Genomic DNA, 25284 nt, shown 5'->3' on the forward strand with positions numbered 1-25284 from the left:
ACCATCTTGCACGCGCGCCATCGGCGAGTGTTCCGGCGATGGCACGCGCACTCTCCGCCATCAACGAATGATGTCGAAGCTATAGTCAGTCTTGCCAAGAACATTGGTCTTCTTGTCGATTTCGTCGAAGATCTTGTCGAGGATCTTCACCAGTACATTCAGGCCGCCCTGATAGCCCCACACGGGGGAGCGGTGATGGTGATGCCGATCAAAAATTGGAAACCCGATGCGGATTAGTGGCGTTCCCGTGTCCCGTTCCAGGTACTTGCCGTGTGTATTGCCAATCAGAAAGTCAACCGGCTCCGTGAACAAGAGCGAGCGCATGTGCCAGAGGTCCCGCCCCGGATAGGCTTGGCAGGCCTGACCAAATGGCGAGCTTGCAAACAGCGCCTGCATTTTTTCCTGCCACGCCTTGTTGCCATTGGTGGACAGCACATGGGTCGGTTCGGCGCCGAGTTCGAGCAGAAAGGCAGCCAACCCATAGCAGAGATCAGGATCGCCATAGATCGCGAACTTCTTGCCATGGATATGCGCGCTGGAGTCCGCGATGGCATCAACCAAGCGGCCACGCTCTCGCGCGAGCTCCTCCGGAATCTCCTTGCCGCTGATGCGTGATAACGCCACGAGAAAATCATCTGTTGCGGACACACCGACCGGGTAATTGAAAGACACGACGTCCTGGCCATGCTCGGACACGAACGGCAGCGTTTTTTCCGTACACCATTGCTGCATGGAGATTGTCGCCTTGGCGTGAATCGCGTTCGCCGCGTCTTCCAGCGTGGTGCCGCCGTCATACATCCGGAACTCGCCGTCGGTCGGGGTATCGAAGACTTCAGAGTTATCGGCGAGAATCGTATGTTCGATGCCCATCAATGCCAAGATTCGCTTGATCTCGCGAAGATTTCCAACGGTATTGCCATCAAAGCCGCCGATGATGTTGATTGCCTCATTTGGCTTGCGCTCCAGCTTCGGCGCCGTTCCGGCCTTGCCGTCCCAAAAATGCTCGAGAATGCCCTTGAGTGCGTTGTCGTAGCCCGTGACGTGGCTGCCGACGAACGCCGGCGTATGTGCGAACGGCACGTCGAACTCTGCCGGAACCGAGCCTTTTTCCTTCGACGTCTTGATGAAGGCGTTGAGGTCATCGCCGATTACCTCAGCCATGCAGGTCGTCGAGACCGCAATCATCTTGGGTTTGTACATGTTATAGCTGTTGGCGAGGCCGTCGATCATATTGTTCAGCCCCCCGAACACAGCGGCGTCTTCCGTCATCGACGAAGACACGCAGGAGCTCGGCTCCTTAAAGTGCCGCGACAGATGGCTGCGGTAATAGGCCACGCAGCCTTGCGAGCCATGGACGAAGGGCAGCGTGCCCTCAAAACCGACTGAGACGAAAACGGCGCCAAGCGGCTGGCAGGCTTTGGCCGGATTTACCGCAAGCGCCTCCCGCGCGAAATTCTTTTCGCGATATTCGGGGGTTTTCGTCCATTCCTTGATACGTTCGACCTCGGCAGGATCGCGGGGATTTTCGAACAACTTCTTGTCGGCCAGCATTTGTTGGTATTCTGGACCGCGGAACAGTTCGAGATGATCGAGCACATGTTCTGCACTCTGCGCCATGTTAGGATCCTTCACTATCGAAATTGATATCGCCCAACTCTCCGCAGAGAGCGGGATCGGTTGCTCTATTGTGAAACCAAGTGCTTGTTACTCTGCAGCCAAGAGCTTGGCTTTCGAGGCTTCCTTCCAAGGTGCCTTCATCTTCTTCCAGATCGGCGAGTTGACAGCCATGTCCATGTCGCGCGCAAAGATCGCAAAGCCGTCATAGCCGTGATATGGGCCCGAATAGTCCCAGGAATGCATCTGCCGGAACGGCACACCCATCTTTTGGAAAACGTACTTTTCCTTGATGCCCGAGCCGACCAGATCAGGCTGGAGCTTTTCGACGAAGCGCTCGAACTCATAGCCGTTGACATCGTCGTAGATGAGCGTGCTGTCCTTTACATAATGCTGGGCAGTGCGCTGATAGTCGTCGTTATGACCGAACTCGTATCCGGTTCCCACGACTTCCATGCCGAGGTCCTCGTAGGCGCCAATCACATGACGCGGACGAAGCCCGCCGACGTACAGCATCACCGTCTTGCCCTGCAGGCGCGGGCGATATTTTGCGATCACGGCGTTCACCAGCGGCTGGTACTTTTCGATCACCCGCTCGGCACCCTCCTTGATCTTGTCGTCGAAATAGCCGGCAATCTTGCGCAGAGATTCTGCGATCTTTGAAGGTCCGAAGAAGTTGTACTCGCACCAGGGGATACCGAATTTCTCCTCCATATGACGCGAGATGTAGTTCATCGAACGGTAGCAATGCAGAATGTTGAGCTTCGCCTTCGGCGTTGCTTCGAGCTCGGCGAGTGAACCGTCGCCGGACCACTGTGCAATCACCCGCAGGCCCATTTCCTCCAGCAGAATTCGCGATGACCAGGCGTCGCCGCCGATATTGTAGTCACCAATGATCGCAACATCGTAGGGCGTCGGCTCGAACTTTGGTTTGCCGTCGGGGTCGAGCTTGTCGAAAATCCAATCGCGCACCGCGTCGTTGGCGATGTGGTGGCCAAGCGACTGCGACACGCCGCGAAAGCCCTCACAGCGGACAGGCACGATGGTCTTGCCACCATATTCCTTGGATTTCGACCTTGACACGGCCTCGATGTCGTCCCCGATCAATCCGATCGGGCATTCCGATTGGATGGTGATGCCGTGGTTGAGCGGGAAAAGCTCCTGGATTTCGTCAAGGACTTTGACCAGCTTCTTGTCGCCACCGAATACGATGTCCTTCTCCTGGAAATCGGAGGTGAATTGCAGGGTTACAAAACTATCGATGCCCGTTGTGCCAACGTAATAGTTACGACGCGAGCCCCACGAATACTGGCCGCAGCCAACCGGGCCGTGGCTGATATGGACCATGTCCTTGATCGGCCCCCAGACCACCCCCTTGGATCCTGCATAGGCGCAGCCTCTGATTGTCATCACACCAGGTATGGATTTTATGTTGGACTTGACTCCGCAATCGGACTTCCCGGACTGGTGAACGTTGAGATGCTTGGCACGCCGCTTCGCGGTCTTCTCTGGATAGACCTTCAGCACCTCGTCGATCAGCTGTTTGTTACGAGCCCTGATTTCTGCAATGCTCTGGGTCGTGGCGAGACTCATGCTGATGTCCTTCAAGGGTTAGCGGTTGGAAGTGCTTCTTGCTGATAAAGACTTTTGCAACGAGCATGCCAGTCCGTCGGGAGCGCAAAAACCAGAACAAATAGACACAGTTAGCGCGGCCCGTCCGATGAGGCTGGTTGTTGTTGCGAACGCGACATCGCGCTTTGCGCGGAGACTTCTTCGTTGACCCTGTTCGAAATGGAACAAGTGCCGGCTATGCGCGAAGTTGGGCCGCGCAGTTCTCGAAGAGGCGAAGTTGCCGCCGATTGCAAGATTTTGCGATCGCGCTCGGCGGGACGGCCGCTAACATGGACGAGCGGGTGGCTGGCGGCTCCGGCTTGCCGATACCATCTATGCTGCCGGGCACGACGGATGCTTACCTTCAGCGAAGACGATGATGGTCTTGTGGATGACGTCATCGCCCGCCGAGGTCGATACAAGCTCCCTAGCCACTTAGACGTGGCACACTCGCCGTCTAAGAGAACAGCTGCCGCGCCTTGATGAGCGCACCGACGAGCGTATCAATCTCTTCACGTGTGTTGTAGAGCCCGAAGGACGCACGGCACGTCGCCAGAACACCGAACCGCTTGAGCAGCGGCATCGCGCAATGGGCCCCTGCCCGCACCGCCACACCTGCGCGGTCGATGACGGTGGCAATATCATGCGCATGCGCACCCTTCATATCAAAGGAGATGATCGGCCCCTTCTCGGCTGGTGTGCCGATCAAGCGCACGGAGTTGATGTCCGCCAGCTGCTGCTGAGCGTAAGCAAGCAGTGCGCTTTCGTGCTCGCGGATCTGCTTCTTGCCTATTGAATTGATGTAGTCCACAGCCGCCCCCAGACCGACCGCCTCGACGATCGGTGGCGTACCCGCCTCGAAGCGGTGCGGCGGATCACCATAGATGACGCCGGTACGTGAGACCTCACGGATCATTTCGCCCCCGCCATTGAAGGGTGGCATCAACGCCAGATGCTCAGATTTGCCGTAGAGCATGCCGATGCCGGTCGGACCATAGAGTTTGTGGCCCGTCATCACGTAGAAATCGCAATCGATGTCGCAGACGTCGACGTTCAGATGGACGCATCCTTGCGAACCATCGATCAGCACCGGGATACCGCGAGCATGAGCGATCCTCACCACCTCCTTTACTGGCAAGACGGTCCCCAGAGCATTCGACATTTGTGTGATCGCAACTATCTTGGTGCGCCGGGTCAGGAGTTGCTCAAAGGCATCCAGCAGGAAGTTGCCGTCATCATCCACTGGTGCCCATTTGATCACCGCACCGTGGCGCTCTCTGAGAAAATGCCACGGCACGATGTTGGAATGATGTTCCATCATCGAGAGAACGATCTCATCCCCCGGGGTGACGCGTTCACGACCGAAGGTCTGGGCGACCAGATTGATTGCCTCGGTGGCGCTGCGGGTGAAGATGATCTCCTCGTTTAGACGGGCGTTCACAAATCGCGCCAGCTTGGCACGCGCGCCTTCATACGCCTCGGTCGCAGCGTTAGCGAGGTAGTGCAAACCGCGATGAACGTTGGCATATTCGCTTGAGTAGACCTGCATCATGCGGTCAAGTACCGCCTTCGGCTTCTGAGCCGAGGCGGCATTGTCGAGATAGACCAGCGGCCTGCCATAAACCGTCATGCTCAGCGCAGGAAAGTCCGCACGTAGACGGTTGACCTCGTACCTGCCATTGCTCATCGCGGGATGCACGCTCATCTCCGCGCCTGCATCCAGTGTTCAGTTTGCGCGGTCACGAAATCGCGCAGGCTCTCGGGGACGATTTCCTCAATCGCCTCGCCCAGGAATGCTCCAATCAGCAACGCCTGCGCGTCCTTTTCGGATAGACCGCGAGCACGCAGATAAAATACGAGTGCACCGTCCAGCGCACCTGACGTCGATCCGTGGCCGCAAGTCACGTCGTCGGCCAAGATTTCGAGTTCGGGCTTGTTGTCGGCCCGGGCCTCGTCGGACAGAAGCAGCGCCCGCGTCGTCAGCGTGGCGTCCGTCTTCTGCGCGCCAGGACGAACGACAATCCGGCCTTGGAGCACCGAACGGCCGCATTCGTCGATCACCGCACGGAACTTCTCCCGACTGGTGCAATGTGGCACGGCGTGATCGACGACCATTGTCGTGTCGACATGCTGCTTGTGCCTGATGAGATTGACGGCGTTCGCCGAGAGCTTGGATCCCTCGCCAGTCAGCGTGACGAATCCCTGGTAGCGACTGACGGAGCCGCTACAGGTCATGCTGAAGAAATCGAGCTTCGCTTTTGCGCCGACCGCGATGATGCTTGATGAGATATTCACCGCGTCAGCGGCGTCGGACGCCAGTCGGATATGCGAAAGGCTTGCCTCGTCACCAACCAAGGCGATTGTCGCATCGTTGGTCTGATAGCCGCTCGCGCCTTCAGCCGAGACGAAACTCTCCACTACGGCCGCATGCGCGCCTTGACCGAGCTGCAGATAGGAGCGCGTGAAGTTGGACACCAATGATCCGGTCGCGACGTGAACGATCTGAATCGGACGCTTCACCGCTTCGCCCTCAGCGATCGTAATCACGAAGCCATCGGTCGCCATTGCCGCATTGAGCGAGATCACCGCATCAGTCGTCGTCGACAGCACCAGGCCGGCCATCGCGCTGTCGGTCGTATCTTCCAGAACCTCTCGGAGCGACCACACATCGACCCCGTCTTCCAGACTGTCCACATCGGAAAGCTCCGGTGCGAATATGCCATCCACCAAGACGAGTTTGACCGCCCGATCGACTGCTGTTTGCTTAACCGACACCGCTGCGCGCATCAGCGCAGCCGCATCGGGTCGCGGAGCGAGTGGCAGGACCGCGCCAATCAGGGTGCGCAGATCGGTGTATTTCCAGGCCTCGATGCGCCGATGCGGGAGGCCGGCACGCTGGTAGGCTTCGAACGCCCTCGCACGGATATGTGCGACGAGCCCGGAGCCAGGCAACCGTCCATGCGCCGCGGCAAAGACATCGTCCGTTGCGCGCCCGGCGACGGTTTTGGTCATGACCTGCTTCATCGGGAAATCTCGTGCGCGGTCACGCCGCGTCTTCGAATTGTGCGTAGCCACAAGCCTCAAGCTCCAGCGCGAGTTCTTTTCCGCCGCTCTTTCTTATCTGCCCTTTCGACATCACGTGGACAACGTCCGGCACGATGTAGTCGAGAAGCCGCCGATAGTGGCTGATTACAATCATCGCGCGCTCCGACGAACGCAGAGAGTTGATGCCACCCGCGACAATCCGCAGCGCGTCAATGTCGAGGCCGGAATCTATCTCGTCCAGGATGCACAGGCTCGGTTCGAGCAGCGCCATCTGCAAAATCTCGTTGCGTTTCTTCTCGCCGCCGGAAAATCCGACATTGAGGCCGCGCTTGAGCATGCTTTGCGGTATATTGAGCGAATTAGCAACCTCGCGAACGCGTTTTATAAAATCGGGGGTGGAGAATTCCGTTTGTGTTCGCGCCTTGCGCTGGGCGTTCAGCGCTGCGCGCAGGAAGTTCATGGTGGTCGCCCCGGGAATTTCCACCGGATATTGGAAGGCAAGAAATACGCCCCTAGTCGCGCGCTCGCTTGCTTCCATCGCGAGCAGGTCCTCACCGTTGAATAGGATTTGGCCAGCGTTCACTTGATAGCCGGGCTTGCCGGAGATAACGTGACTGAGTGTGGACTTTCCGGAGCCGTTCGGCCCCATGATTGCATGCACCTCACCCGCATTGACCGCAAGATCGAGGCCGCGAAGAATTTCGCAGCCCTCGATACCAACATGCAAATCTCGGACTTCGAGTAGCGCCATTTTAACCTGCCCCTGAAATGCGTCATCCAGAACGCAAGCCGCAATCGCAAGGGCTCGCGGAAGCGTTTAGTTACCCGACGGATCCCTCGAGCGAGATAGAGATCAACTTCTGCGCTTCCACTGCGAACTCCATCGGCAACTTTTGCAGCACGTCTTTCGCGAAACCGTTGACGACGAGGCCAGTGGCCTGTTGCTCGCTCAAGCCTCTCTGCACGCAGTAGAACAGCACGTCCTCGGAAATCTTCGACGTCGTCGCTTCATGCTCGAACGTCGCCGAGGAATTCTTGGCCTCGACATAGGGCACGGTGTGCGCGCCGCATTTGTCGCCGATCAGAAGCGAGTCGCAGGCGGTGTAGTTGCGTGCGCCGGTGGCCTTGCGATGGGCGCTGACGAGACCGCGATAGGTGTTCTGCGACTTGCCGGCCGCGATGCCCTTGGAGATGATCCGGCTCGACGTGTTCTTGCCGAGATGGATCATCTTGGTGCCGCTATCGACCTGCTGGAAGCCGTTCGAGATCGCGATCGAGTAGAATTCGCCGCTCGAATTGTCGCCGCGCAGGATGCAGCTCGGATATTTCCAGGTGATCGCCGAACCGGTCTCGACCTGGGTCCAGGAGATCTTCGAATTGCGACCGCGGCAGTCGCCACGCTTGGTGACGAAATTGTAGATGCCGCCCTTGCCTTCCGAATTGCCCGGGTACCAGTTCTGCACCGTCGAATACTTGATCTCGGCATCGTCGAGTGTAACGAGCTCGACCACGGCGGCGTGCAGCTGGTTCTCGTCGCGCTGCGGCGCGGTGCAGCCCTCGAGATAGGAGACGTAGGAGCCCTTGTCGGCGATGATTAGCGTGCGCTCGAACTGGCCGGTGTTGCGCTCGTTGATGCGGAAATAGGTCGACAGCTCCATCGGGCAGCGCACGCCCGGCGGCACGTAGGCGAACGAGCCGTCGGAGAACACCGCCGAATTCAATGTCGCGAAGTAGTTGTCAGAGGTCGGCACCACGGTGCCGAGATATTTCTGCACCAGCTCGGGATGCTCGCGGATCGCCTCCGAGATCGGCATGAAGATCACGCCGGCCGCCTTCAGCTCCTTCTGGAAGGTGGTCGCAACCGAGACCGAATCGAACACGGCGTCGACCGCGATCTTGCGGTTCGGCGTCTGCTCACCACCAGGCGGCGGCTCGACGCCCTCGAGGATCGCGACCTCGCGCAGGGGGATGCCGAGCTTCTCGTAGGTCTTGAGGATTTCCGGATCGATTTCGTCGATCGAGGACAGCGTCTTCTTCGGCTTCGGCGCCGCGTAGTAGTAGATGTCCTGGTAGTCGATCTTCGGATAGTCGACGCGCGCCCAGGTCGGCTCGGTCATGGTCAGCCAGCGGCGATACGCCTCCAGGCGCCATTCCAGCATCCAGGCCGGTTCATTCTTCTTTGCGGAGATGAAGCGGACGGTGTCTTCCGACAGCCCCTTCGGGGCCTTGTCGGACTCGATCAGCGTCTCAAACCCATATCGATACTGGTCGACGTCGATGCGCCGGACGCGCTCGACCGTCTCTTGTACAGCTACCATTGTCTACTCCGCTCCCACACGGAAAACTCTAGCCGACGACGATTGCCCAACGCGACCCTCCAAGCTGATCGTGCAAGTCATGGCCAACGCGGGATCAGCGGGTGAGAGAATCAGGTCCCCAACCCAGAGAGCCGTCGCTAGAGTCTTCATCCTGCTTTGCGCCGGAGTTCCCCTCATCGGCGACCTCTTATGCCGGCACGCAGGTGTCGGGCACTGGGCAAACGACAGCGCATTGCGGCGCGTCAAAATGACCCTCACATTGAGTGCACTTGGCTGGATTGATCACATATATATCGTTCTTCAGGCTGATCGCCGCGTTGGGACATTCGAACTCACACGCGCCACAGACGGTGCACTGGGACGCGATTATCTTGTAGGCCATTACTGCGATTCCATAAGCAAAGTGCGGACCGCTTCTTGCTTTCAAGTCTTATGCCAAAGAGCTTGGGCTTGATTTGTCTCGGCTATTTTCCAAGGCATGTCGCCGCCTCAACGATTGTCGCAAATGCTACAATCGGCCTCACGGCAGCTTGATCGCGACGCATAGTTGGAGCGCAGGGTCGATCCGGCGGCGGTCGGCCGATCAGGCCACGTTCGTCAGCCCGGCTCGCCTCTCCACAGCACAGCCAAAAAACGTCGTGCCCGATCGCGCAGATAAAGGTCGCTTCGATGATCGCGGTCCTTCTGGGCGAGCCGCGGCAGGCAATGTTAATCCCCGCGGATTACCGGAAAATCTGCTTTCCCTGTAGAGGACGGAACTACTTCGGCTGGCATCACGGGGACGACCGAAAGCCAAGCGCGATCGTCTGATGCCCCCTCGGCTTCGGTCCGTACTCCGAAGAGACGCCAGCGGGGCTCGGCAGATCGAAATTGCCGAAAAAAAAGCCACCCCGAAGGGTGGCCCAAGTCAGGGAGGAAACGCCCGTGTGGGCCTCTGGGAATCAGGCCGCAGCCTGTTCGATCGGAGAGAAGGGGAGCCCGAGACTCTCGGCAACCGCCTTGTAAGTCAGCCGGCCCCGATGGACATTGAGGCCCGCGCGTAGGTGCGGATTATCGAGCACGGCGGAAAAGCCCTTGTTGGCCAGAGCCAAACCAAACGGCAGCGTGGCGTTGTTCAGTGCCTGGCTCGAGGTTAGCGGCACAGCGCCGGGCATATTCGCGACGCAGTAGTGAATGATGCCATCCACTTCGTAAGTTGGATCAGCGTGAGTGGTTGGGTGCGATGTCTCAAAGCAGCCGCCTTGATCGATAGCGACATCGACGATGACCGCCCTTTTGCGCATTGAGCTCAGCATGCTCCGGCGGACCAGCTTCGGCGCGCTCGCTCCTGGAACGAGCACCGCACCAATGACCACATCGGCCGCAAATACCTCCTCCTCCACGGATTCGATGGTGGAAAATCTGGTACGAACGCGCCCTTCGAATAGCTCGTCCAACTCGCGGAGCCGGGGTATCGAACGGTCGATGATGGTGACCTCCGCGCCCAAACCGACCGCCATGCGTGCGGCGTGCGTGCCGACGACGCCGCCTCCGATCACCACGATCCGAGCCGGCTGAACACCGGGCACTCCACCGATCAACAGCCCTCGTCCGCCTGCACTGCGCTTCAGCGCACTACCCGCAGCTTCGATCGCAAGCCTACCTGCGACCTCGCTCATCGGCGCCAGCAGTGGAAGACCACCATGGGCATCAGTTACGGTCTCATAAGCGATCGCGGTGCACCCAGATTTCAGGAGCCCCTTGGCCTGCTCCGGGTCCGGCGCCAGATGCAGGTAAGTGAAGAGGATCTGGCTCTCCCGCAGCTGGCTCCATTCGGACGGTTGAGGCTCCTTAACCTTTACGATCATCTCGCTCGATGCAAATACCTCGCCTGCGGAATCGAGAATCGTTGCGCCGGCGGCGCGATAATCGTCATCGGTTGCACCAATGCCGGCGCCGGCATTGGCCTCGATCATCACGCGGTGGCCCGCTGCCACATATTCGCGGACGGCTCCAGGGGTAAGGCCCACGCGATATTCGTGCGCCTTGATTTCCTTGGGGACTCCGACCTTCATTTGAAAACTCCCTGCCTAGAGGGGTTTTTTAATCGCAAGAGCGCAACGATATTGCGAGGCTGGCGCCTAAATGGCGCAGGAATTCAGCGATCTTGGACTAGCTACGCAGGATTTCAAACAAGCAGATGCGAAGCGTATTGAGACGAGCATGCTCGCTGAGCTAATCATCGTTCCCTCATGCTCCCCGCAAATGCGCGTGGCGTGTTCAACAGATCCGAGGCAATTGTTCGCCTGACAACCAATCGACAATTCTTCCGCCGCCAAAACTGGTCGCCACTTGCACAAATTTGTGATCGTCAGCTACGGCCTCGCCAATATCGGCTGCATCGCATCCGAGCGGATGCCCCTTCATGGCCGCAAGCACGGCATCAGCCACACCAGGCGCGACGATCGCAACGAGCTTGCCCTCATTAGCGACATGGATCGGATCAAGCCCAAGGAGTTCGCAGGTTGCCGCAACAGCGGGCTTTACCGGAATGGCCGCTTCCTGCAGACGGAACCCGAGGCCAGATTGATGCGCAATCTCGTTGAGGGTGGCGGCAAGACCGCCGCGCGTGGGGTCACGCATCACGTGGATGCCGCGCCCGCCAGCCGCCACCATGACGGCCACCAAGTCATGCAGCGATGCGGAATCCGAGACGATCTCAACTTGAAGAGCGGCGTTCTGGCGCGTTGACATGATCGCCACCCCATGATCGCCAAGGCTGCCCGACACCAGCACACGGTCCCCGATCCTTGCTTTGTCGGCGGACAGATCGAGCCCATCGGCCAGAACCCCGATCCCGGTCGTAGAGATGAACAACCCATCCGCCTTGCCGCGCTCGACGACCTTGGTATCCCCAGTGATGATGTAAACGCCGGCACCGCGCGCCGCCGCGCCCATCGACTGCGCAATCGTCCTTAGATCCGAAAACCGAAAACCCTCCTCGATGATGAAGCTAGCTGACAGATAGAGCGGACGCGCGCCGGCCATCACGACATCATTGATCGTGCCGTGCACAGCCAATGACCCGATATTGCCGCCAGGAAAAAACAGTGGCGAGACCACATAGCCGTCGGTCGTCATCACCATCCTGCCTGCCGCAACCTCAAACGCCGACTGATCATTGCAGCGGGCGAGCCATTCATTACCGAAGGCTTGGTGAAAAAGGCCGGAGATCAATTGTGCCATGGCGCGCCCCCCAGATCCGTGGGAAAGATCAACGCGTCCGTTCTCGACGTCGAGCTTGCCATGATAATCCTTGACGCTCATGACAACCGCCTCACCTGATCATCGCGAACTCGGCCGTAGGTCCAATACGCAGCACAGGCGCCTTCCGAGGAAACCATGCAGGACCCAACGGGTGTTTCCGGCGTGCAGACGGTTCCAAACAGCTTGCAGTCAACCGGCCGCTTGGCGCCGCGCAGGATCGCGCAGCACTCGCATGCCGGATTGTCGGCGACACGCAGTTCGTGCATCGCAAAGCGCGCCTCGGCATCAAATCCGGCATAAGCCCGCTTCAGCTTCAGTCCGCTGTTGGGGACGAGACCAAGCCCTCGCCACTCGAACTGTTCACGCAGTTCGAATACCTGCGAGACCTCGTCCTTGGCGCGACGATTGCCTTGGCGCGTCACCGCACGGCTGTATTGGTTCTCCACCTCGTAGCGGCCTTCGTTCACCTGCCGCACCAGCATCAGGATTGCCTGCATCACGTCGAGCGGTTCAAATCCCGCGATGACGATCGGCTTACCGAATTGTTCCACTAGGGGCTCGTAAGGCTGCGTACCGATGATCGTACTGACATGTGCAGGACCGACGAAGCCATCGATTGCGACCCCACCGATGTTGCGCATCTTCGGGTTCTCGAGAATGCTGTGCATCGCAGAGGGCGTAAGCACGTGGTTGCAGAACACGCTGAGGCCCCTCAGCCGCTTCTTTTCGGCAATCCGGACCATCACCGCCGTCGGGGGCGTCGTGGTCTCAAATCCGATGGCAAAGAAGACCACCTCCCTGGTTGGCACCTGTTCGGCGAGCCGGATAGCGTCGAGCGTCGAATAGACCATCCGAATGTCTGCGCCGAGCGCTTTGGCGCGCATCAGGGACTGCCCCTGCGACCCGGGCGCGCGCATCAGGTCGCCATACACGCACAGAGTGACCTCCGGACGCTCGGCGAGCCGGACCGCCATGTCGATCCGGCTCGCGGGCAGAACGCAGACTGGACAACCGGGCCCGTGGATCATGCGAACATTCGCAGGCAACAAATCCTCGAGGCCGTAGCGGGAGATCGCATGAGTGTGCCCGCCGCAGAATTCCATGAACCGGTAAGCCCGTCGCGGACCGGCTTCGGCGCCAATCGCCCGCGCGAGCCCCTGTGCGATGGTCTTGTCACGAAATTCATCGGCATATTTCATGATCGGGGTTCCCGCCCTGCACTGCCTAGTTCCTGCAGGAGCTCCAACGTGCGCTTGGCTTCTGTCGGGTCGATCTTGGATAGCGCGTAGCCGACATGGACAAGAACGTTGTCGCCGACATCGAGCTCCTCGACGAGAGCGATCGATATTTCCAAGCTGACCCCATCGATGGACACGATCGCCATATCGTCGGGAAGAATTTTCGAAATCTTTGCCGGGACCGAAAGACACATATCAGGTTGCTCCTTCCAGGGCTGACGACTGTTCGGCAGTCTGCAGAGCGGCAACCCAGGCCTGACCAAGGCTCAAACCACCATCGTTGGGCGGCAGTTTCCGTGGCACCAGCGGGTTGAGGCCTGCGCTGCAGCAACCGCGCTCAATTTCATCCGCCAGCACCGCGTTCAGAAAACAGCCGCCGCTTAGAACGATGGTATTGACGCCGGTTCTCCGCGCAGCGCGCCTGACCCAGTCGATGCAGGCGACGGCAAAGGTGCCATGAAACAGCCCGGCTCCGTCCGCGGTGTCGATGTTGTCTGCAATCAACCGCGAAAACAGCGGGCGAAGCGACAGCACGTCGCGGTCGATGGTCCAGCCCGCTTCGAGAATTGCAGTCCGCCGTACCAACGCCTCGAGCTTCATCGCGGCCTCGCCCTCATAACTCTGCAAACTTGCAACCCCCAGCAGCGCCGCCGCGGCATCGAATAACCGGCCCGCGCTGGTCGTCGTGGCTCCGCCCGCTTGATCGAGCAATGCTGACACACGCCCAGCCTGCCGCTGCGCAGCAAAGCGAGGCGCGATTTCATGACCCCGGCCGAGCGCCTGCAATACTGCGCTTGCCATACGCCACGGCTCGCGGGCTGCGCGATCGCCGCCAGGCATTTGCAGGGGCGCGAGATGCCCGATGCGTCGAAACCTCGTTCCTTCGCACAACAATAGCTCGCCACCCCAGTTACCGCCGTCGGAACCGAAGCCATGGCCGTCGAGCACCAAGGCAAGCGCAGGTCCGGCGTGCCCGTGCTCAGCGATGACAGCGGCAGCGTGGGCGTGGTGATGCTGGACGGCGACAAGCGCCCGGCCGCTTGCTTGCGCAAACCGGGTCGACGCCATATCGGGATGCATATCATGGGCAATGACGACAGGCTCCACATCAAGGGTCGATGTGAGGTGGTGGATCGTCTGCTCGAACACACAGATCCCTTCGGCCGTATCAAGATCGCCAATATGCTGGGAGACGAAGGCTTCGTTGCCCCGCGTGATGGTGACGGTTGACTTCAGGGCGCCGCCGACGGCGAGCACGACCGGCACAGACCTCGCAAGCCGGATCGGTTCGGGAACATAGCCACGTGCCCGGCGAACGAACTGAGGCCGGCTGGCCACCACCGACAGCACGGTGTCATCGGCGCGCGTCAGGATATCTCGATCATGGGTCACGACAAGGTCGGCAATCCCCTTGAGCCGCCGCAGCGCCTGCGCGTTGTCGATCACGAGCGGTTCGCCGCAAGAATTGGCGCTGGTTGCGACGATGACCGGGGCTGCCCCCGCAAGCCATGTTCCTGTCGAGTGAAGCGCATGAAAGATGAGGTGATGCAGTGGCGCTACCGGCAACATGACACCTACGCGCGATAAGCCAGGAGCCGTCGCGGGCGCCAAATCATTGCGCGAAGTTAAAAGCACGATGGGACGTGCTACGGATTCGAGCAGCGCAAGCTCTGCCGCGTTCGCTTCCGCGATTTCGTTGACACGCTCTATGGAACCGACCATGACCGCGAACGGCTTCTGGGGGCGCTGCTTTCTGCTGCGCAAACGCTGCACGGCGTCCTGGTTGCGCGCATCGCAAAGCAGCTGATACCCGCCGAGCCCCTTTATTGCCACGATTTGGCCGCCGGCAATCGCCGCAGCAATGGCGTTGACCCCATGGCTAAGCCGAGGACCGCATATCGGACACGCGATCGCCTCCGCGCGAAACCTGCGGCTCGCTGGATCGGCATATTCGGCCGCGCAGGCGGCACACAGCCTGAACGCCTTCATGACCGTGTTGCGGCGATCATACGGAAGCTGTTCGGCGATCGTGTAGCGCGGGCCGCAATGGGAGCAGCTGACGAAGGGATAAAGGTAATGGCGATTTTCTGGATCGAATAGCTCGCCCAGGCATTGCCGGCAGGTCGCGGCATCGGCAACGATCCGAGTTGACAACCTGCCGCCTTCGCTCGTGTGAATCGAAAAATCTTGTGCCGCGAGCGCCCCGGTCCGCTGAACGCAGATGTGGTCGATACGTGCAAGTGGAGGCGGCTCGAGCGGCAAAGCAGCGACAAACTCGGACGCCCGGTTACCCTCGACTTCGATTGTGACGCCCTCGGGGCCATTGACGACGAATCCCGCCAATCCGTATCGCCTAGCAAGGCCATAGACGTAGGGGCGAAAGCCGACTCCTTGCACGGCCCCGCTCACGCGCACGCGCAGCCGTGTTCGGTCGCAGATGGCGGCGGCGCTCATCGCCTGGTGTCCTCCAAGGCGCGCCTTTGATGCGCTGCCTGCTCATCGATCCAACCGTAGAGTGAGCCAAAACCCTCGCCGGTCCGCGCCGAGACCGTGAGCACTTCGATCTTGGGATTGACGCGTCTTGCGTATTCGACGGTCCTGCCCAAATCGAACTCAAGCAGCGATGCCAGATCAATCTTGTTGATCAGCATGAGCGAAGAAGCGGCAAACATATCCGGATATTTGAGCGGCTTGTCTTCGCCTTCGGTGGTCGACAACACCACGATCTTGCAGGCCTCGCCTAGATCGAAGGCAGCGGGACAGACCAGATTGCCGACGTTCTCGATGAAGAGAATACCGCGCGTGAGCGGCGGCAAGCGGCGATAGGCCTCACCAATCATGGCAGCATCGAGATGACAACACTTGCCGGTATTGACTTGAATAGCTGGCACGCCGGCCGAGCGAATGCGTTCGGCATCGTTCGAGGTCTGCTGATCGCCCTCGATGACCCCGATCGTCCAGCTGCGCTTGAGCTCGGACACGGCGCGGACCAACAGCGAGGTCTTGCCTGCACCAGGACTGGACATAAGATTAAATACGAGCAGTTCGTGGGCCATGAAGAGGGCGCGGTTTTCCGCCGCGATCCTGTTATTCTTGCCAAGGATGTCGCGCCCGACCTGAATGATATGCTCGCAGCTCTTACCCGCGACCTTCAATGCAGCCGGGTCGGCGCCGCGGCTCACAAACGCCTGCCCATCATGCGCCTGATGATGGCCAAGATGATGAGGGTGATCATGGCCATGGCCGGCATGGTGTGAATGCTGCAGGCCCTGGTCGCCATGCAGATGCACCTCATGGCGATCGCAATTGTCCTGCACATCGGGACGGCCGCGAACGCGACCTTGCGCATCATGCACTTCGGCGCGTTCAGTTGAAGACGCCTGTCCGCTGCAGCCGCATACGCTACACATCAATCGATCTCCAGCTCTTTCACTCGCATCTCCTCGCCTGCTGTTACCTGCAACTGATAGCTGCCGCAGCATGGACAGCACTCATCGCGCCGTGCAATCTCGATGCTCTTCGAACAGGTCATGCACCAGGCCACGCCGGGACATTCGATGATTCTAACAGCCGCGCCCTCGGCAATGGTCCGCGTTGCAACGACAGCAAAGCAGAACCTGATCGCTTCAGGCGCAACATGGCTCAACGCCCCGATCTCCAGACAGACGCTCCGCACCTGGGAAAACGATCGGCGATGCGCCTCCTCCTCGACGATTTCGACGATGCTTTGACAAAGCGCCATTTCATGCATCGTCAACTTTGCGAAACTTGAGTGTGAATCCGACGCAGGGATCAAGCGATTCAATCACCGCACGAACCGCTTTCTGATGTCGTCTCGTCGTCAGCCCCGCGCCCTGCAGATTCCGGACAAGTGGTCCGCGCCAATGGAAATTCCATTCCGTCGGCGCAAGACATTCGAAGCGGGATATCTGGCCCTGAGGATCAAGCTCGACCGCCTGATAGAGCCGGCCCCTGGCGCATTCGATCGCGGCCGCTCCTCGTCCAGGACCTAACCTGTAGCTTTCGATGATCCCAGGCTCGGCCGATTCGATATGAGCACCGGACTTGAGCCAATCGCATAGCTGCCGGATTTCTGCAATTCTGGCCTTCAGCCGCGCGACCGCACCCGACCGACCCAGCCAGAGCCGATCACGCGTCATTTGGCGCGCCCATGGACCCGTCTCGGGCGCATGCCCACCAAGATCGGGACAATGGCAAAATGTCGGGTCATCGCCGAGCAGCCGTTCAGTGATGTTGCGGTCGTCGGCAACGGACAGGAACGAGTGCGCGATCGAGATGGACCTCAGGTCGACTTCGTCAAGCGCTGCAATGCAAAGCGCGAACGGGCTACCGGGCCTCGGCGCGCCATCTTCATCCGGCATGCCGAGTGCCGCGAGCGAAGCCACAATCTGCGCTATAGCCTCACGCCGAATAGAGCCGCGTGCTGGCCGTGCGCCGCCCACAAGCATTGACAGTCCTCGTATGAGGGACCGGATCGCCGCCGCACTGACATTCGGCGTAGGAAACCCGACCAAGAGGCCCCGCAGCAATTCTGAGATGCGCTCGGCAACGACCAAGAGCATACGACGCTGTGTCGTCGCGAGGATGATCTTTTCGTCACGTGCCGCCTCGATCGCGGACAGCAATGCGGTTTGTTGCGCAGCGGCACATACTGGGAAGAGATGCGGCAGCGCCTTGAGCAACGCCGAGGCCGGTTTGCCGGCGAACAGCCGTGCCAGTGGCGGCCGGGCTCGCGGCAGGATCTCGACCGCGGCGATGACATCGGCAGCAAGCGATATGGTGACATCGATTTTGTTGCGAGCGACGAGGCTCATGCGCACCGCTCCGTCATCATCTCGCGCAAGAAATGCCGGCGGTCGATCGGACAGAGACGTGGCGCTTCGGTATGATTTAGCGCTCGGCGGTTGGGCGGCCACATCGTGGCAAGGACCGCTGCTTCGGCGCGGGCGCCACCCATGTCGTTGCGTGAGATCGCCGAAAGCAGGGAGCAACAGGCAATCGAGCCCAATGATGCGATTTCGCTGCCACCAAGCTCAACGTTGCGGAATCGAACTCGCAAGCGCAGGTTCGATTTCGGTCCAGCATGCCGTTGGCGGTTGCTCTTGCGCAAGAAGGCGACCAACTTCATGGCCCAAGGCGCGCCCATCATGCTAACGGGCCCTGCCCTCTGCACGTGCGAAACCCCGATCGCTTGGACCCTGAACACGGATCGTTCAAGGTCGGTCGCGTGCGCACGGCTCGACCGGCGATATCGCAGTCGGCTGCTACGAGCATCTCCTCAGGTGCCGACACATCGGGGTTCTTGCTCCTGCGAAGGTCCTGTTCGCGCTCAAGCATCATTTTCAACCGACCCGAAGCCGGACATCGACGTGCGAAAGCCGAAGACGCTTTCAATTTTTGGGACGCAACGCACTCGCGCAGCAGTCTGTGTCGCCATCGCTCTCTGGTCGATTGTGCACGATCCAGCCAACGCCACGTCGGGCGCCGTCCGTGAGAACCGGCCGAATGCCAAATATTCTCCAAGTTCTTCACGTGACGTAAGCCTTCATGATTTCCTGCAGGCGTTCGGCGGAATCCTCGAAATCCTCGTCGGCAGCCAACGCAACAATAGGCACGCCGCCGATCTCAAGCGTATCCAGGATGATGTTGTCGATAGAATTGAAGAACTGCACCGACCACACATTCCGTGTCGCAGTCGCCTGCACTCGGCATGCGCCGTAGCCGCGAAAGATGAGCTGGACCGGACCATTGCCCACGCTCTGCTGGAGAAACGCCAGGTCGATGTCGTTCATCGGCAAAAGCGTGAGATTGATGACATGCGTGCGCATGCCAGGCCGCCAGGTGCGGGCCCGCTCGCGTGTTTCGGCGAGCACCGGCAGCACGTTCATCGCCCCATCCGGCGCGGTGCCGATCGCCAGATCGGTCGACGCCAGGTCCGTTGCGGCGCGCTGCACGATCTGCGGGATCGCCCCGACTTCAACATATTCGTGTGCCGGATCCGTCCCGATGCGCACGCGCCAGATTCCCGCAAGTACGGACTCCTGGATTCCCGCCTGAGAGCCATCTGGCAGCGCAACGACGCCGGCGACCTCGCCTTCCCCAAGCACTTCGGCAATCAGGTTGCGCTCGAGATCACTGAGATTCGAAAGCCTGTACAGTTGCGTGCGTGCGCTACTCTTCTGGCCACGAGCGGCGGCAGCTGTGTTCGATAGCAGCGTGATGGCATTCGGACAGTTTTTTGCAAGCTCGTCGGCATCGCGCCAAGCGCGCCTGGCCAGCGTCGCCACAGCCGTTGGCTCGCTATGGACGATGTCGCGACTATCCGCATTCACGGGAAACCCGCCCACCGCCGCAGCGGCGGCTTCGTATCGAATACGCGCCGCCGTTTTCATGATGCGAAGTTCCGTGGGGCTCGCCGAGAGGCAATGCTATCGGCGGTGCAGTCGCCGCCGGCGTGTGGTCCGACGATCGGTGCTGAGATGCGGTCGACCTTGACCAAACGGATCTGGCTCTTGCCGACCCGGCGCAGTGTGCCGCGCTGATGGCACTCGATCTGCGTCGGCGGGCCACGCAGGCCGAGCCGCCCACCCAGCTCGCTACCGGCGCCGCGCGCGGTTGCGCCCCCTTGCATGGGCCGCCGGTGCGCCTTGATCTGTTCAGAAAGCGCGTTTGCGACGTGGTTGGCCCACAGCGAATTTACGGGACCCGCTGCCGACAGCAGCTCCACGCCCCAACTCCCGGGATCCTGCGCGGTCAGATGTGCACCGGCGTTCGCTCTCGCTACCTCGGACAGAGCGGGCCGCGCCAAATCATGCTGCGCCGGCTGGAATTTCATCAGACGCCTTTCCGATAATCTTTGGTTCTGCTCGGCGAGCTATTAGCAAGGCACATGCCAATCCATCGTCTCGCTGCAATCGCGTGCGCGCCCGGATCAGCAGGTGTAAGCGCTTGACATCTGCTGTGCATAGGTTGCCTACGATGCAGATTCGATTTGCGAGCAAGGCGCGGTAGCGCGATGTCTGTGCGCGGCGCCGCTACCGCAGGTGGTCGGGCAATTGCGGCTCACGACCGATCAAATCCGCAAAGAAGCGATCGCAGTCCTCGCCACTGAGGCCGGCCTCGAGCCCGTCGAGTGCTTCCGAGATCCGCCTTGCTTCGTCCTCCTCCAAGAGCCGCACCGCTGTGTCGATATGGACGAGGACCTTGGCGCCGACCGACGCGCCGGAGAGCAGCATGACTGAGACACGCCGCTGTTCATCGCCATACTCGCATAGCGCCGTGATGCCGTCGGTCTCAACAATCGTCATTGGTAAGCCAAGGCACATGAATAGCCGCGGGCCGCTAGATCGGCCGCTCCCTTTCATAATTGACATGGTCGATATTGTTCCCCAACAGCCGTTCTGATACAGGCAGCGGCGAAGCCCGCAGTTTCGCCGGCGAGCCCCACTGGGCCAGCAGTTTGCAAGCCAGTTCAATCGCGGGCGCGATCTGAAAGCGCACCGGTGCAGTCAGCGGACCGCCCCAACGCTCCAGGTCCAGCGGCTGACAGCCGATCAGAGCGAGCTCTCGCGGGCAGCGGTCAAGCAGGTCGGCTGCACTCAAGACCTCTTGAAAGCCGGTCTGATGCAGACTCAGCTTCTTGGCAGCGGTAAATTTCGGCACCTCGTCATTCCGCACAAGCATCAACTTCCCGGGCGAAAGTCCATAGTCGATGGCATCGAACACGATCAGGCAATCGGCCTGCTCAAGGAAGCTGACAAGGTAGAGCCCCTGCGTGCCACCATCGAGGATGGAGACGTTGTCATCGATGGTGTAGCGACGATGAAACTCCTCTACCACTCGCACGCCGAATCCCTCGTCGGCCCATAGGATATTGCCGATGCCGAGCACCAGGATCCTTTTCTTGCTCTCCGGAGTCAGCATCCGCTTCCCAGTCAATCGCGGAACTGACGCTGACCCGAAATCATCGAGGAGATGCTCCGCCCCGACATGATGTCTTCCCGGATCACCGCGTAGATGTGAACCAGCGCGAAGGTCACGACGATCCACAGCCCGAGATGATGCCACGTATGGACGTCCTGACTGTTAGGCCAGATTGCAAATACCCAGCCGAACAGCTTGTACTGCCAGCTGTCACGGCCCGCACCCTGTCCATAAAGTGCAAAGCCTGTGACGATCATGAACGTGATCGTCTGCGTGAACATAAAGAACATCGCAAGTTGAGCCAGCCGATTGTGCCCGACGCGCCTGTCGGGCTCAACTGCGAGAAACGCGTACCAGCGCATCTCATCGTACACTTCGCGCCAAATGCAGCTGCGCCAGAGCGGCACGCGAAATATTTGCATGGCATGCGGGTTTCCCATCAGGGCCCAGTAGATGCGCAGCAGGAAGCCGACGCCAAGCACATATCCCGCAGAGAAATGCGCAAAGCGGATATAGCCGAACAAGAAATTGCCGCTAGCCTCTCCCGGCGTCGCCGGTGTCCCGGTTCCAATGAGATAGCCGGTTACGCCCAGCACCAGAATGGCCGCCGCATTGACCCAATGCCACAGTCGCACCGGCGCTTCATAGACGTAAGCGGCGCCACCGCCGCCGCCGCTAACAGTTGGCGGCGCATCGACGGCGGTAGGGTTTTGCGGAGCCTTGTCGGCCATGTCCCTACCGAACATTGACTGAAGCCATTTCTTGGCCGTCAGGACTGATCACATGGGTTGAGCAGGCCAAGCACGGATCAAAGGAACGGATCGTACGCAAGATCTCCAGGGGCCGCTGCGGGTCCGCGATCGGGGTACCGATCAGCGAAGCTTCAAAGGCGCCAATATTGCCCTTGGAATCGCGAGGAGACCCGTTCCACGTGGTCGGCACGACACATTGGTAATTGTCGATCTTGGTGTCCTTGATCTTGATCCAGTGCCCGAGCGCGCCGCGCGGCGCCTCAGTGAAACCGTAGCCCTTGGCCTCGTTAGGCCAGCTTTCCGGCTTCCACTTGCTGACGTTGGCGGTCGCGCTATTGCCGGCCTTGATGTGGACGACCAGCTTGTCCTGAAAATAACGCATCTGATGTGCCGCCCACTGGCATTCGAGTGCCCGCGTCGCAGTACGGCCAAATGTCGAAAACAGCGCGCTCAGGGGAAGATTGAGCCCCTTGAGCAGTCTGTTGGTCGGCTCCTTGAATTCGGCTTTGCCTTGCGCATAACCGATGATGTATCGCGCCAATGGTCCGACCTCGACGGCGTGGCCGCGCCAGCGCGGCGCTTTGATCCAGGAATACTTGCCGCCTTCGTCGAGCTCCTTGATATCTGTTCTGCTGCCTTTGACCTTTGCCCCCAGCTCAAAGTTCGGCTCGGTGATGCCCTCCCAGGGATGCAGTCCGCTGAACTCGCTCGGGTATTTATACCATGAATGCGCGACGAATTCCTGGATCTGCTCGGGATCGCCATGGTCGATCGGCAAAATCTCCTCAAGATTTCCGCCAAGAATGACACCGCGCGGCAGCTTGAGACTTTTCGCGGAACAGTCGTTAGCGTTTTCAGGGATGTCGCCGTAGGACATCACGCTTTTGCTGGAAAGTCCGCCGCCATGCAGCCAGTCTTTATAGAACGAGCCGATCGCCGCAATGTCGGGCAGGTAGACTTGCTCGACAAACTCGATTGAACGGTCGATGACCGAGGACACCAGGTTAAGCCGCTCCATATTGATCGCACCGGCCGCACCAGTTCCATCGATATTGATCGCGCAGGCCACGCCGCCGACCAGCCAGTTCGGATGCGGGTTCTTGCCGCCATAGACTGCTTGGATCTTGACGATCTCCTTCTGGAAGTCGAGCGCCTCCAAATAATGCGCCACGGTGATCAAGTTCACCTCAGGTGGCAGCTTGTATGCCGGATGACCCCAATAGCCGTTCTTGAACGGACCGGGCTGCCCTGATCCGAAGAATTTGGTGAGCCTGATCTGCAGGTCCTTGAAATAACCAGGGGACGAAAGCGGCCAGGGCGAGATAGACTGCGCCAGCGCCGAAGTGGACTTGGGATCGGCCTTGAGCGCAGAGATGACGTCGACCCAATCCAGCGCGTGCAGATGATAAAAATGCACGAGATGATCATGCACAAGCAGGCAAAGCTGCATGATGTTGCGGATCGAGTTCGCATTTTCCGGAATGGTGATCCCTAGCGCGTTTTCAACGGCACGCACCGAGGTGAGCGCATGGGTGCCGGTGCAGACACCGCAAATCCGCTCGGTGAACGCCCAGGCGTCGCGCGGATCCCGCCCGCGCAGAATGACTTCGATTCCACGCCACATCGTCCCGCTCGAGACCGCATTGCGGACCACGTTGTCCGCATCGAGGTTGGCTTCGACGCGCAGGTGGCCCTCGATCCTGGTCAGCGGATCGATCACAATTCGCTTGCCGGAACGATCGAGGTTGAACCCATTCGGTGTCTGGACCACCACCGTCGCTCCCTTTAAGTCGGCTAATCTTTGCGAACTGCGCGATCCGGCTTGTGGGTCAATCGCTTCACGGCCGTGATCGCCGCATGTGCGGCGACGGTCAGCCCAACCGCGCCGGCAGCGGCCATGCCGATCTGATCGGCGTTCTTCTCGATGCCGAACTGCTGGATGGTCGTGAGCCGATCGTAAAACGAACCTTTGTCCCAAAAGCCGTCTTCGGAGCAGCCGAAGCAGCCGTGGCCTGATTGAATGGGGAATGAAACGCCGCCGTTCCAGCGAAGGGCAGAACAGGCATTGTAGGTGGTCGGCCCTTTGCATCCCATCTTGTACAGGCAGTAGCCCTTGCGGGCGCACTCATCGTCCCACGCCTCGACAAATTGGCCGGCGTCGAAATGCGAACGTCGATAGCACTTGTCGTGGATGCGCTCGGAATAAAACATCTTTGGGCGTCCTTGGCGATCGAGCTCAGGAGGCCTTCCAAACGTGGTGATGAAGGTCACTAGGCCGGTCATGACCTCTGCGATGGGGGGACACCCGGGAACCTTGACGATCGGCTTGTCGGTGATCACCTTATCGATCGGTACAGCGCCGGTCGGATTGGGCTTGGCCGCTTGCACGCAGCCCCAGGATGCGCAGGTCCCCCAGGCAATGACCGCCATGGATGATTCCGCCATCCACCTGAGCCTCTCGACGAACGGCTTGCCGCCGTCAATGCAGAACATGCCCCCCTCATTCAGCGGCGGGTTGCCTTCGACGGCAAGCACATATCTGCCTTTGTACCTGAGACGGGCTTCCTCGAGGATGGCTTCAGCCTGGTGACCTGCCGCGGCCATGATCATATCGTCGTAGTCGAGCGAAATCATCGACAACAGGACGTCTTTAATTAGCGGATGGGCCGAGCGGATAAAGCTTTCCGAGCAGCAGGTACACTCGAGCCCGTGCAGCCAGATGACGGGCATACGCGGTTTGGTCTCTAGGGCATTGGCAATCCTGCTTGCGGCGAGCGGGCCTAGTCCGAAGCTCGAGGCCGTCAAACTGCAAAACTTGTGGAAACTGCGACGCGTGATACCTTGGCGTCTGATCACGCTGTAGAAAGTTTCCGTTGCCCCACTCATGAACCCCTTCCAAGTTTCTCGTCGGCCCTGACGAATTGCTCACATTCAGCAGCAAAAAATGGGCCACCGCCCGGCAAACATCTGACGGTTACCAAGCCGCCACTCCGTGATTTGCAGTGGGATCGGCGAGCTAAGCGCAAGCTGCGCAACTGAGCGCGCTCACCGTGCCAATGGTGTCCGGTTTTGACCGTCGATGTCAGAACTCCAACAATGCAGCACAATGGCTCGTCCCTCGCGGCCAATGCGTTATACTCGCTCTTTAAGCACGGTCCCGACACCGGCCGACACGGCAATTGCCGCAGTTCACGCGGCACCGCACTGCTCACCGATTTCAATGGGACTTGTTCGCCATTCTCAGATGCAATGGAGGCCGCCATCGTCGCAACTGCGCAACGACACCAAAGTGGCAGTCACCAACAACCCGAACCGGCGACCAAGAACGGCGCGATAGCGAGCCCTCCGCGCCGCAGTACACCGCCTTCACCTTTCAGGGCGGATCGATCCAATCTGCCTTGGGTCAATGACGCGCGGTACCAAGCCCGCCGGGATTGCGGGCGCAAGGCTGGGCGCGTTTGAGAGCTTTCATCCAGAAACGTTCATCGTTCATCGCGCGAGCCAAGCGCTAGCGAG

Annotated in this window: 23 protein-coding genes; all 23 read right to left on the reverse strand. The window is 59.9% G+C overall.

What is annotated here, in order from left to right; genetic code table 11:
- Nucleotides 1-60: 60 nt before the first annotated feature.
- A complete protein-coding gene (gene nifK / locus JEY66_RS35910; protein ID WP_018269909.1) occupies nucleotides 61-1617 on the reverse strand; it encodes a nitrogenase molybdenum-iron protein subunit beta in 1557 nt (518 codons plus the stop codon).
- An 87-nt stretch (nucleotides 1618-1704) separates the two neighbouring features.
- Entirely contained in the window at nucleotides 1705-3207 is a 1503-nt protein-coding gene (gene nifD, locus JEY66_RS35915; protein ID WP_026192298.1) for a nitrogenase molybdenum-iron protein alpha chain, read from the reverse strand.
- 475 nt (nucleotides 3208-3682) lie between these two features.
- The gene (locus tag JEY66_RS35920) at nucleotides 3683-4930 is read right to left on the reverse strand and encodes a cysteine desulfurase (RefSeq protein WP_018269908.1); all 1248 of its coding nucleotides are present in this window, start codon (nucleotides 4928-4930) and stop codon (nucleotides 3683-3685) included.
- On the reverse strand, nucleotides 4927-6249 hold the full coding sequence (gene sufD / locus JEY66_RS35925; protein WP_018269907.1) for a Fe-S cluster assembly protein SufD: 1323 nt from the start codon (nucleotides 6247-6249) through the stop codon (nucleotides 4927-4929). Before sufD ends, JEY66_RS35920 begins: the two co-directional genes overlap by 4 nt.
- A gap of 19 nt (nucleotides 6250-6268) precedes the next feature.
- On the reverse strand, nucleotides 6269-7021 hold the full coding sequence (gene sufC, locus JEY66_RS35930) for a Fe-S cluster assembly ATPase SufC (protein ID WP_026192297.1): 753 nt from the start codon (nucleotides 7019-7021) through the stop codon (nucleotides 6269-6271).
- Nucleotides 7022-7091: 70 nt separating this feature from the next.
- Entirely contained in the window at nucleotides 7092-8588 is a 1497-nt protein-coding gene (gene sufB, locus JEY66_RS35935) for a Fe-S cluster assembly protein SufB (protein ID WP_018269905.1), read from the reverse strand.
- A gap of 187 nt (nucleotides 8589-8775) precedes the next feature.
- Nucleotides 8776-8970: a 4Fe-4S binding protein gene (locus JEY66_RS35940; RefSeq protein ID WP_075968854.1), complete on the reverse strand. Its 195-nt coding sequence runs from the start codon at nucleotides 8968-8970 to the stop codon at nucleotides 8776-8778.
- A gap of 559 nt (nucleotides 8971-9529) precedes the next feature.
- Complete coding sequence (gene ald / locus JEY66_RS35945; protein ID WP_018269904.1) at nucleotides 9530-10642, reverse strand: alanine dehydrogenase; 1113 nt, start codon at nucleotides 10640-10642, stop codon at nucleotides 9530-9532.
- A 205-nt stretch (nucleotides 10643-10847) separates the two neighbouring features.
- A complete protein-coding gene (gene hypE / locus JEY66_RS35950) occupies nucleotides 10848-11894 on the reverse strand; it encodes a hydrogenase expression/formation protein HypE (protein WP_016846853.1) in 1047 nt (348 codons plus the stop codon).
- Complete coding sequence (hypD, locus tag JEY66_RS35955) at nucleotides 11891-13033, reverse strand: hydrogenase formation protein HypD (protein ID WP_016846852.1); 1143 nt, start codon at nucleotides 13031-13033, stop codon at nucleotides 11891-11893. The genes hypE and hypD overlap by 4 nt, the downstream gene beginning before the upstream one ends.
- The gene (locus JEY66_RS35960; protein WP_075968855.1) at nucleotides 13030-13266 is read right to left on the reverse strand and encodes a HypC/HybG/HupF family hydrogenase formation chaperone; all 237 of its coding nucleotides are present in this window, start codon (nucleotides 13264-13266) and stop codon (nucleotides 13030-13032) included. Before JEY66_RS35960 ends, hypD begins: the two co-directional genes overlap by 4 nt.
- Before the next feature lies 1 nt (nucleotide 13267).
- Nucleotides 13268-15526, reverse strand: a complete 2259-nt coding sequence (gene hypF, locus JEY66_RS35965; RefSeq protein WP_016846850.1) for a carbamoyltransferase HypF — start codon at nucleotides 15524-15526, stop codon at nucleotides 13268-13270.
- The gene (hypB, locus tag JEY66_RS35970; protein ID WP_026192296.1) at nucleotides 15523-16482 is read right to left on the reverse strand and encodes a hydrogenase nickel incorporation protein HypB; all 960 of its coding nucleotides are present in this window, start codon (nucleotides 16480-16482) and stop codon (nucleotides 15523-15525) included. The genes hypF and hypB overlap by 4 nt, the downstream gene beginning before the upstream one ends.
- Complete coding sequence (gene hypA, locus JEY66_RS35975) at nucleotides 16482-16823, reverse strand: hydrogenase maturation nickel metallochaperone HypA (protein WP_016846846.1); 342 nt, start codon at nucleotides 16821-16823, stop codon at nucleotides 16482-16484. Before hypA ends, hypB begins: the two co-directional genes overlap by 1 nt.
- Nucleotides 16816-17907, reverse strand: coding sequence for a hypothetical protein (locus tag JEY66_RS35980; RefSeq protein ID WP_018269902.1), 1092 nt, complete (start codon nucleotides 17905-17907; stop codon nucleotides 16816-16818). Before JEY66_RS35980 ends, hypA begins: the two co-directional genes overlap by 8 nt.
- Nucleotides 17904-18299 carry a [NiFe]-hydrogenase assembly chaperone HybE gene (gene hybE, locus JEY66_RS35985; protein ID WP_157183413.1) on the reverse strand — a complete coding sequence of 132 codons (396 nt, stop codon included), beginning with the start codon at nucleotides 18297-18299 and terminating at the stop codon, nucleotides 17904-17906. The genes JEY66_RS35980 and hybE overlap by 4 nt, the downstream gene beginning before the upstream one ends.
- 322 nt (nucleotides 18300-18621) lie before the next feature.
- Complete coding sequence (locus JEY66_RS35990; protein WP_018269900.1) at nucleotides 18622-19485, reverse strand: hydrogenase expression/formation protein; 864 nt, start codon at nucleotides 19483-19485, stop codon at nucleotides 18622-18624.
- Nucleotides 19482-19928, reverse strand: a complete 447-nt coding sequence (locus JEY66_RS35995) for a hypothetical protein (RefSeq protein ID WP_016846842.1) — start codon at nucleotides 19926-19928, stop codon at nucleotides 19482-19484. Before JEY66_RS35995 ends, JEY66_RS35990 begins: the two co-directional genes overlap by 4 nt.
- Nucleotides 19929-20127: 199 nt before the next feature.
- Entirely contained in the window at nucleotides 20128-20418 is a 291-nt protein-coding gene (locus JEY66_RS36000) for a HypC/HybG/HupF family hydrogenase formation chaperone (RefSeq protein ID WP_026192295.1), read from the reverse strand.
- 16 nt (nucleotides 20419-20434) lie between these two features.
- Nucleotides 20435-21016: a HyaD/HybD family hydrogenase maturation endopeptidase gene (locus tag JEY66_RS36005; RefSeq protein WP_016846840.1), complete on the reverse strand. Its 582-nt coding sequence runs from the start codon at nucleotides 21014-21016 to the stop codon at nucleotides 20435-20437.
- Nucleotides 21017-21027: 11 nt separating this feature from the next.
- Entirely contained in the window at nucleotides 21028-21747 is a 720-nt protein-coding gene (cybH, locus tag JEY66_RS36010; protein ID WP_016846839.1) for a Ni/Fe-hydrogenase, b-type cytochrome subunit, read from the reverse strand.
- Between the two features lie 4 nt (nucleotides 21748-21751).
- Nucleotides 21752-23542, reverse strand: a complete 1791-nt coding sequence (locus JEY66_RS36015) for a nickel-dependent hydrogenase large subunit (protein ID WP_026192294.1) — start codon at nucleotides 23540-23542, stop codon at nucleotides 21752-21754.
- Nucleotides 23543-23562: 20 nt separating this feature from the next.
- A complete protein-coding gene (locus tag JEY66_RS36020) occupies nucleotides 23563-24654 on the reverse strand; it encodes a hydrogenase small subunit (protein ID WP_026192293.1) in 1092 nt (363 codons plus the stop codon).
- Between the last annotated feature and the right edge of the window lie 630 nt (nucleotides 24655-25284).

Source organism: Bradyrhizobium elkanii USDA 76, from assembly GCF_023278185.1.
In the GTDB taxonomy this organism is placed as follows: Bacteria; Pseudomonadota; Alphaproteobacteria; order Rhizobiales; family Xanthobacteraceae; genus Bradyrhizobium; species Bradyrhizobium elkanii.

Excerpts from the sequence above, each read along its gene's own strand:
- nifK (WP_018269909.1), bottom strand. The coding sequence starts at position 1,617 with ATGGCGCAGAGTGCAGAACATGTGCTCGATCATCTCGAACTGTTCCGC.
- nifD (WP_026192298.1), bottom strand. The coding sequence starts at position 3,207 with ATGAGTCTCGCCACGACCCAGAGCATTGCAGAAATCAGGGCTCGTAAC.
- JEY66_RS35920 (WP_018269908.1), bottom strand. The coding sequence starts at position 4,930 with ATGAGCGTGCATCCCGCGATGAGCAATGGCAGGTACGAGGTCAACCGT.
- sufD (WP_018269907.1), bottom strand. The coding sequence starts at position 6,249 with ATGAAGCAGGTCATGACCAAAACCGTCGCCGGGCGCGCAACGGACGAT.
- sufC (WP_026192297.1), bottom strand. The coding sequence starts at position 7,021 with ATGGCGCTACTCGAAGTCCGAGATTTGCATGTTGGTATCGAGGGCTGC.
- sufB (WP_018269905.1), bottom strand. The coding sequence starts at position 8,588 with ATGGTAGCTGTACAAGAGACGGTCGAGCGCGTCCGGCGCATCGACGTC.
- JEY66_RS35940 (WP_075968854.1), bottom strand. The coding sequence starts at position 8,970 with ATGGCCTACAAGATAATCGCGTCCCAGTGCACCGTCTGTGGCGCGTGT.
- ald (WP_018269904.1), bottom strand. The coding sequence starts at position 10,642 with ATGAAGGTCGGAGTCCCCAAGGAAATCAAGGCGCACGAATATCGCGTG.
- hypE (WP_016846853.1), bottom strand. The coding sequence starts at position 11,894 with ATGAGCGTCAAGGATTATCATGGCAAGCTCGACGTCGAGAACGGACGC.
- hypD (WP_016846852.1), bottom strand. The coding sequence starts at position 13,033 with ATGAAATATGCCGATGAATTTCGTGACAAGACCATCGCACAGGGGCTC.
- JEY66_RS35960 (WP_075968855.1), bottom strand. The coding sequence starts at position 13,266 with ATGTGTCTTTCGGTCCCGGCAAAGATTTCGAAAATTCTTCCCGACGAT.
- hypF (WP_016846850.1), bottom strand. The coding sequence starts at position 15,526 with ATGAGCGCCGCCGCCATCTGCGACCGAACACGGCTGCGCGTGCGCGTG.
- hypB (WP_026192296.1), bottom strand. The coding sequence starts at position 16,482 with ATGTGTAGCGTATGCGGCTGCAGCGGACAGGCGTCTTCAACTGAACGC.
- hypA (WP_016846846.1), bottom strand. The coding sequence starts at position 16,823 with ATGCATGAAATGGCGCTTTGTCAAAGCATCGTCGAAATCGTCGAGGAG.
- JEY66_RS35980 (WP_018269902.1), bottom strand. The coding sequence starts at position 17,907 with ATGAGCCTCGTCGCTCGCAACAAAATCGATGTCACCATATCGCTTGCT.
- JEY66_RS35990 (WP_018269900.1), bottom strand. The coding sequence starts at position 19,485 with ATGAAAACGGCGGCGCGTATTCGATACGAAGCCGCCGCTGCGGCGGTG.
- JEY66_RS35995 (WP_016846842.1), bottom strand. The coding sequence starts at position 19,928 with ATGAAATTCCAGCCGGCGCAGCATGATTTGGCGCGGCCCGCTCTGTCC.
- JEY66_RS36000 (WP_026192295.1), bottom strand. The coding sequence starts at position 20,418 with ATGTGCCTTGGCTTACCAATGACGATTGTTGAGACCGACGGCATCACG.
- JEY66_RS36005 (WP_016846840.1), bottom strand. The coding sequence starts at position 21,016 with ATGCTGACTCCGGAGAGCAAGAAAAGGATCCTGGTGCTCGGCATCGGC.
- cybH (WP_016846839.1), bottom strand. The coding sequence starts at position 21,747 with ATGGCCGACAAGGCTCCGCAAAACCCTACCGCCGTCGATGCGCCGCCA.
- JEY66_RS36020 (WP_026192293.1), bottom strand. The coding sequence starts at position 24,654 with ATGAGTGGGGCAACGGAAACTTTCTACAGCGTGATCAGACGCCAAGGT.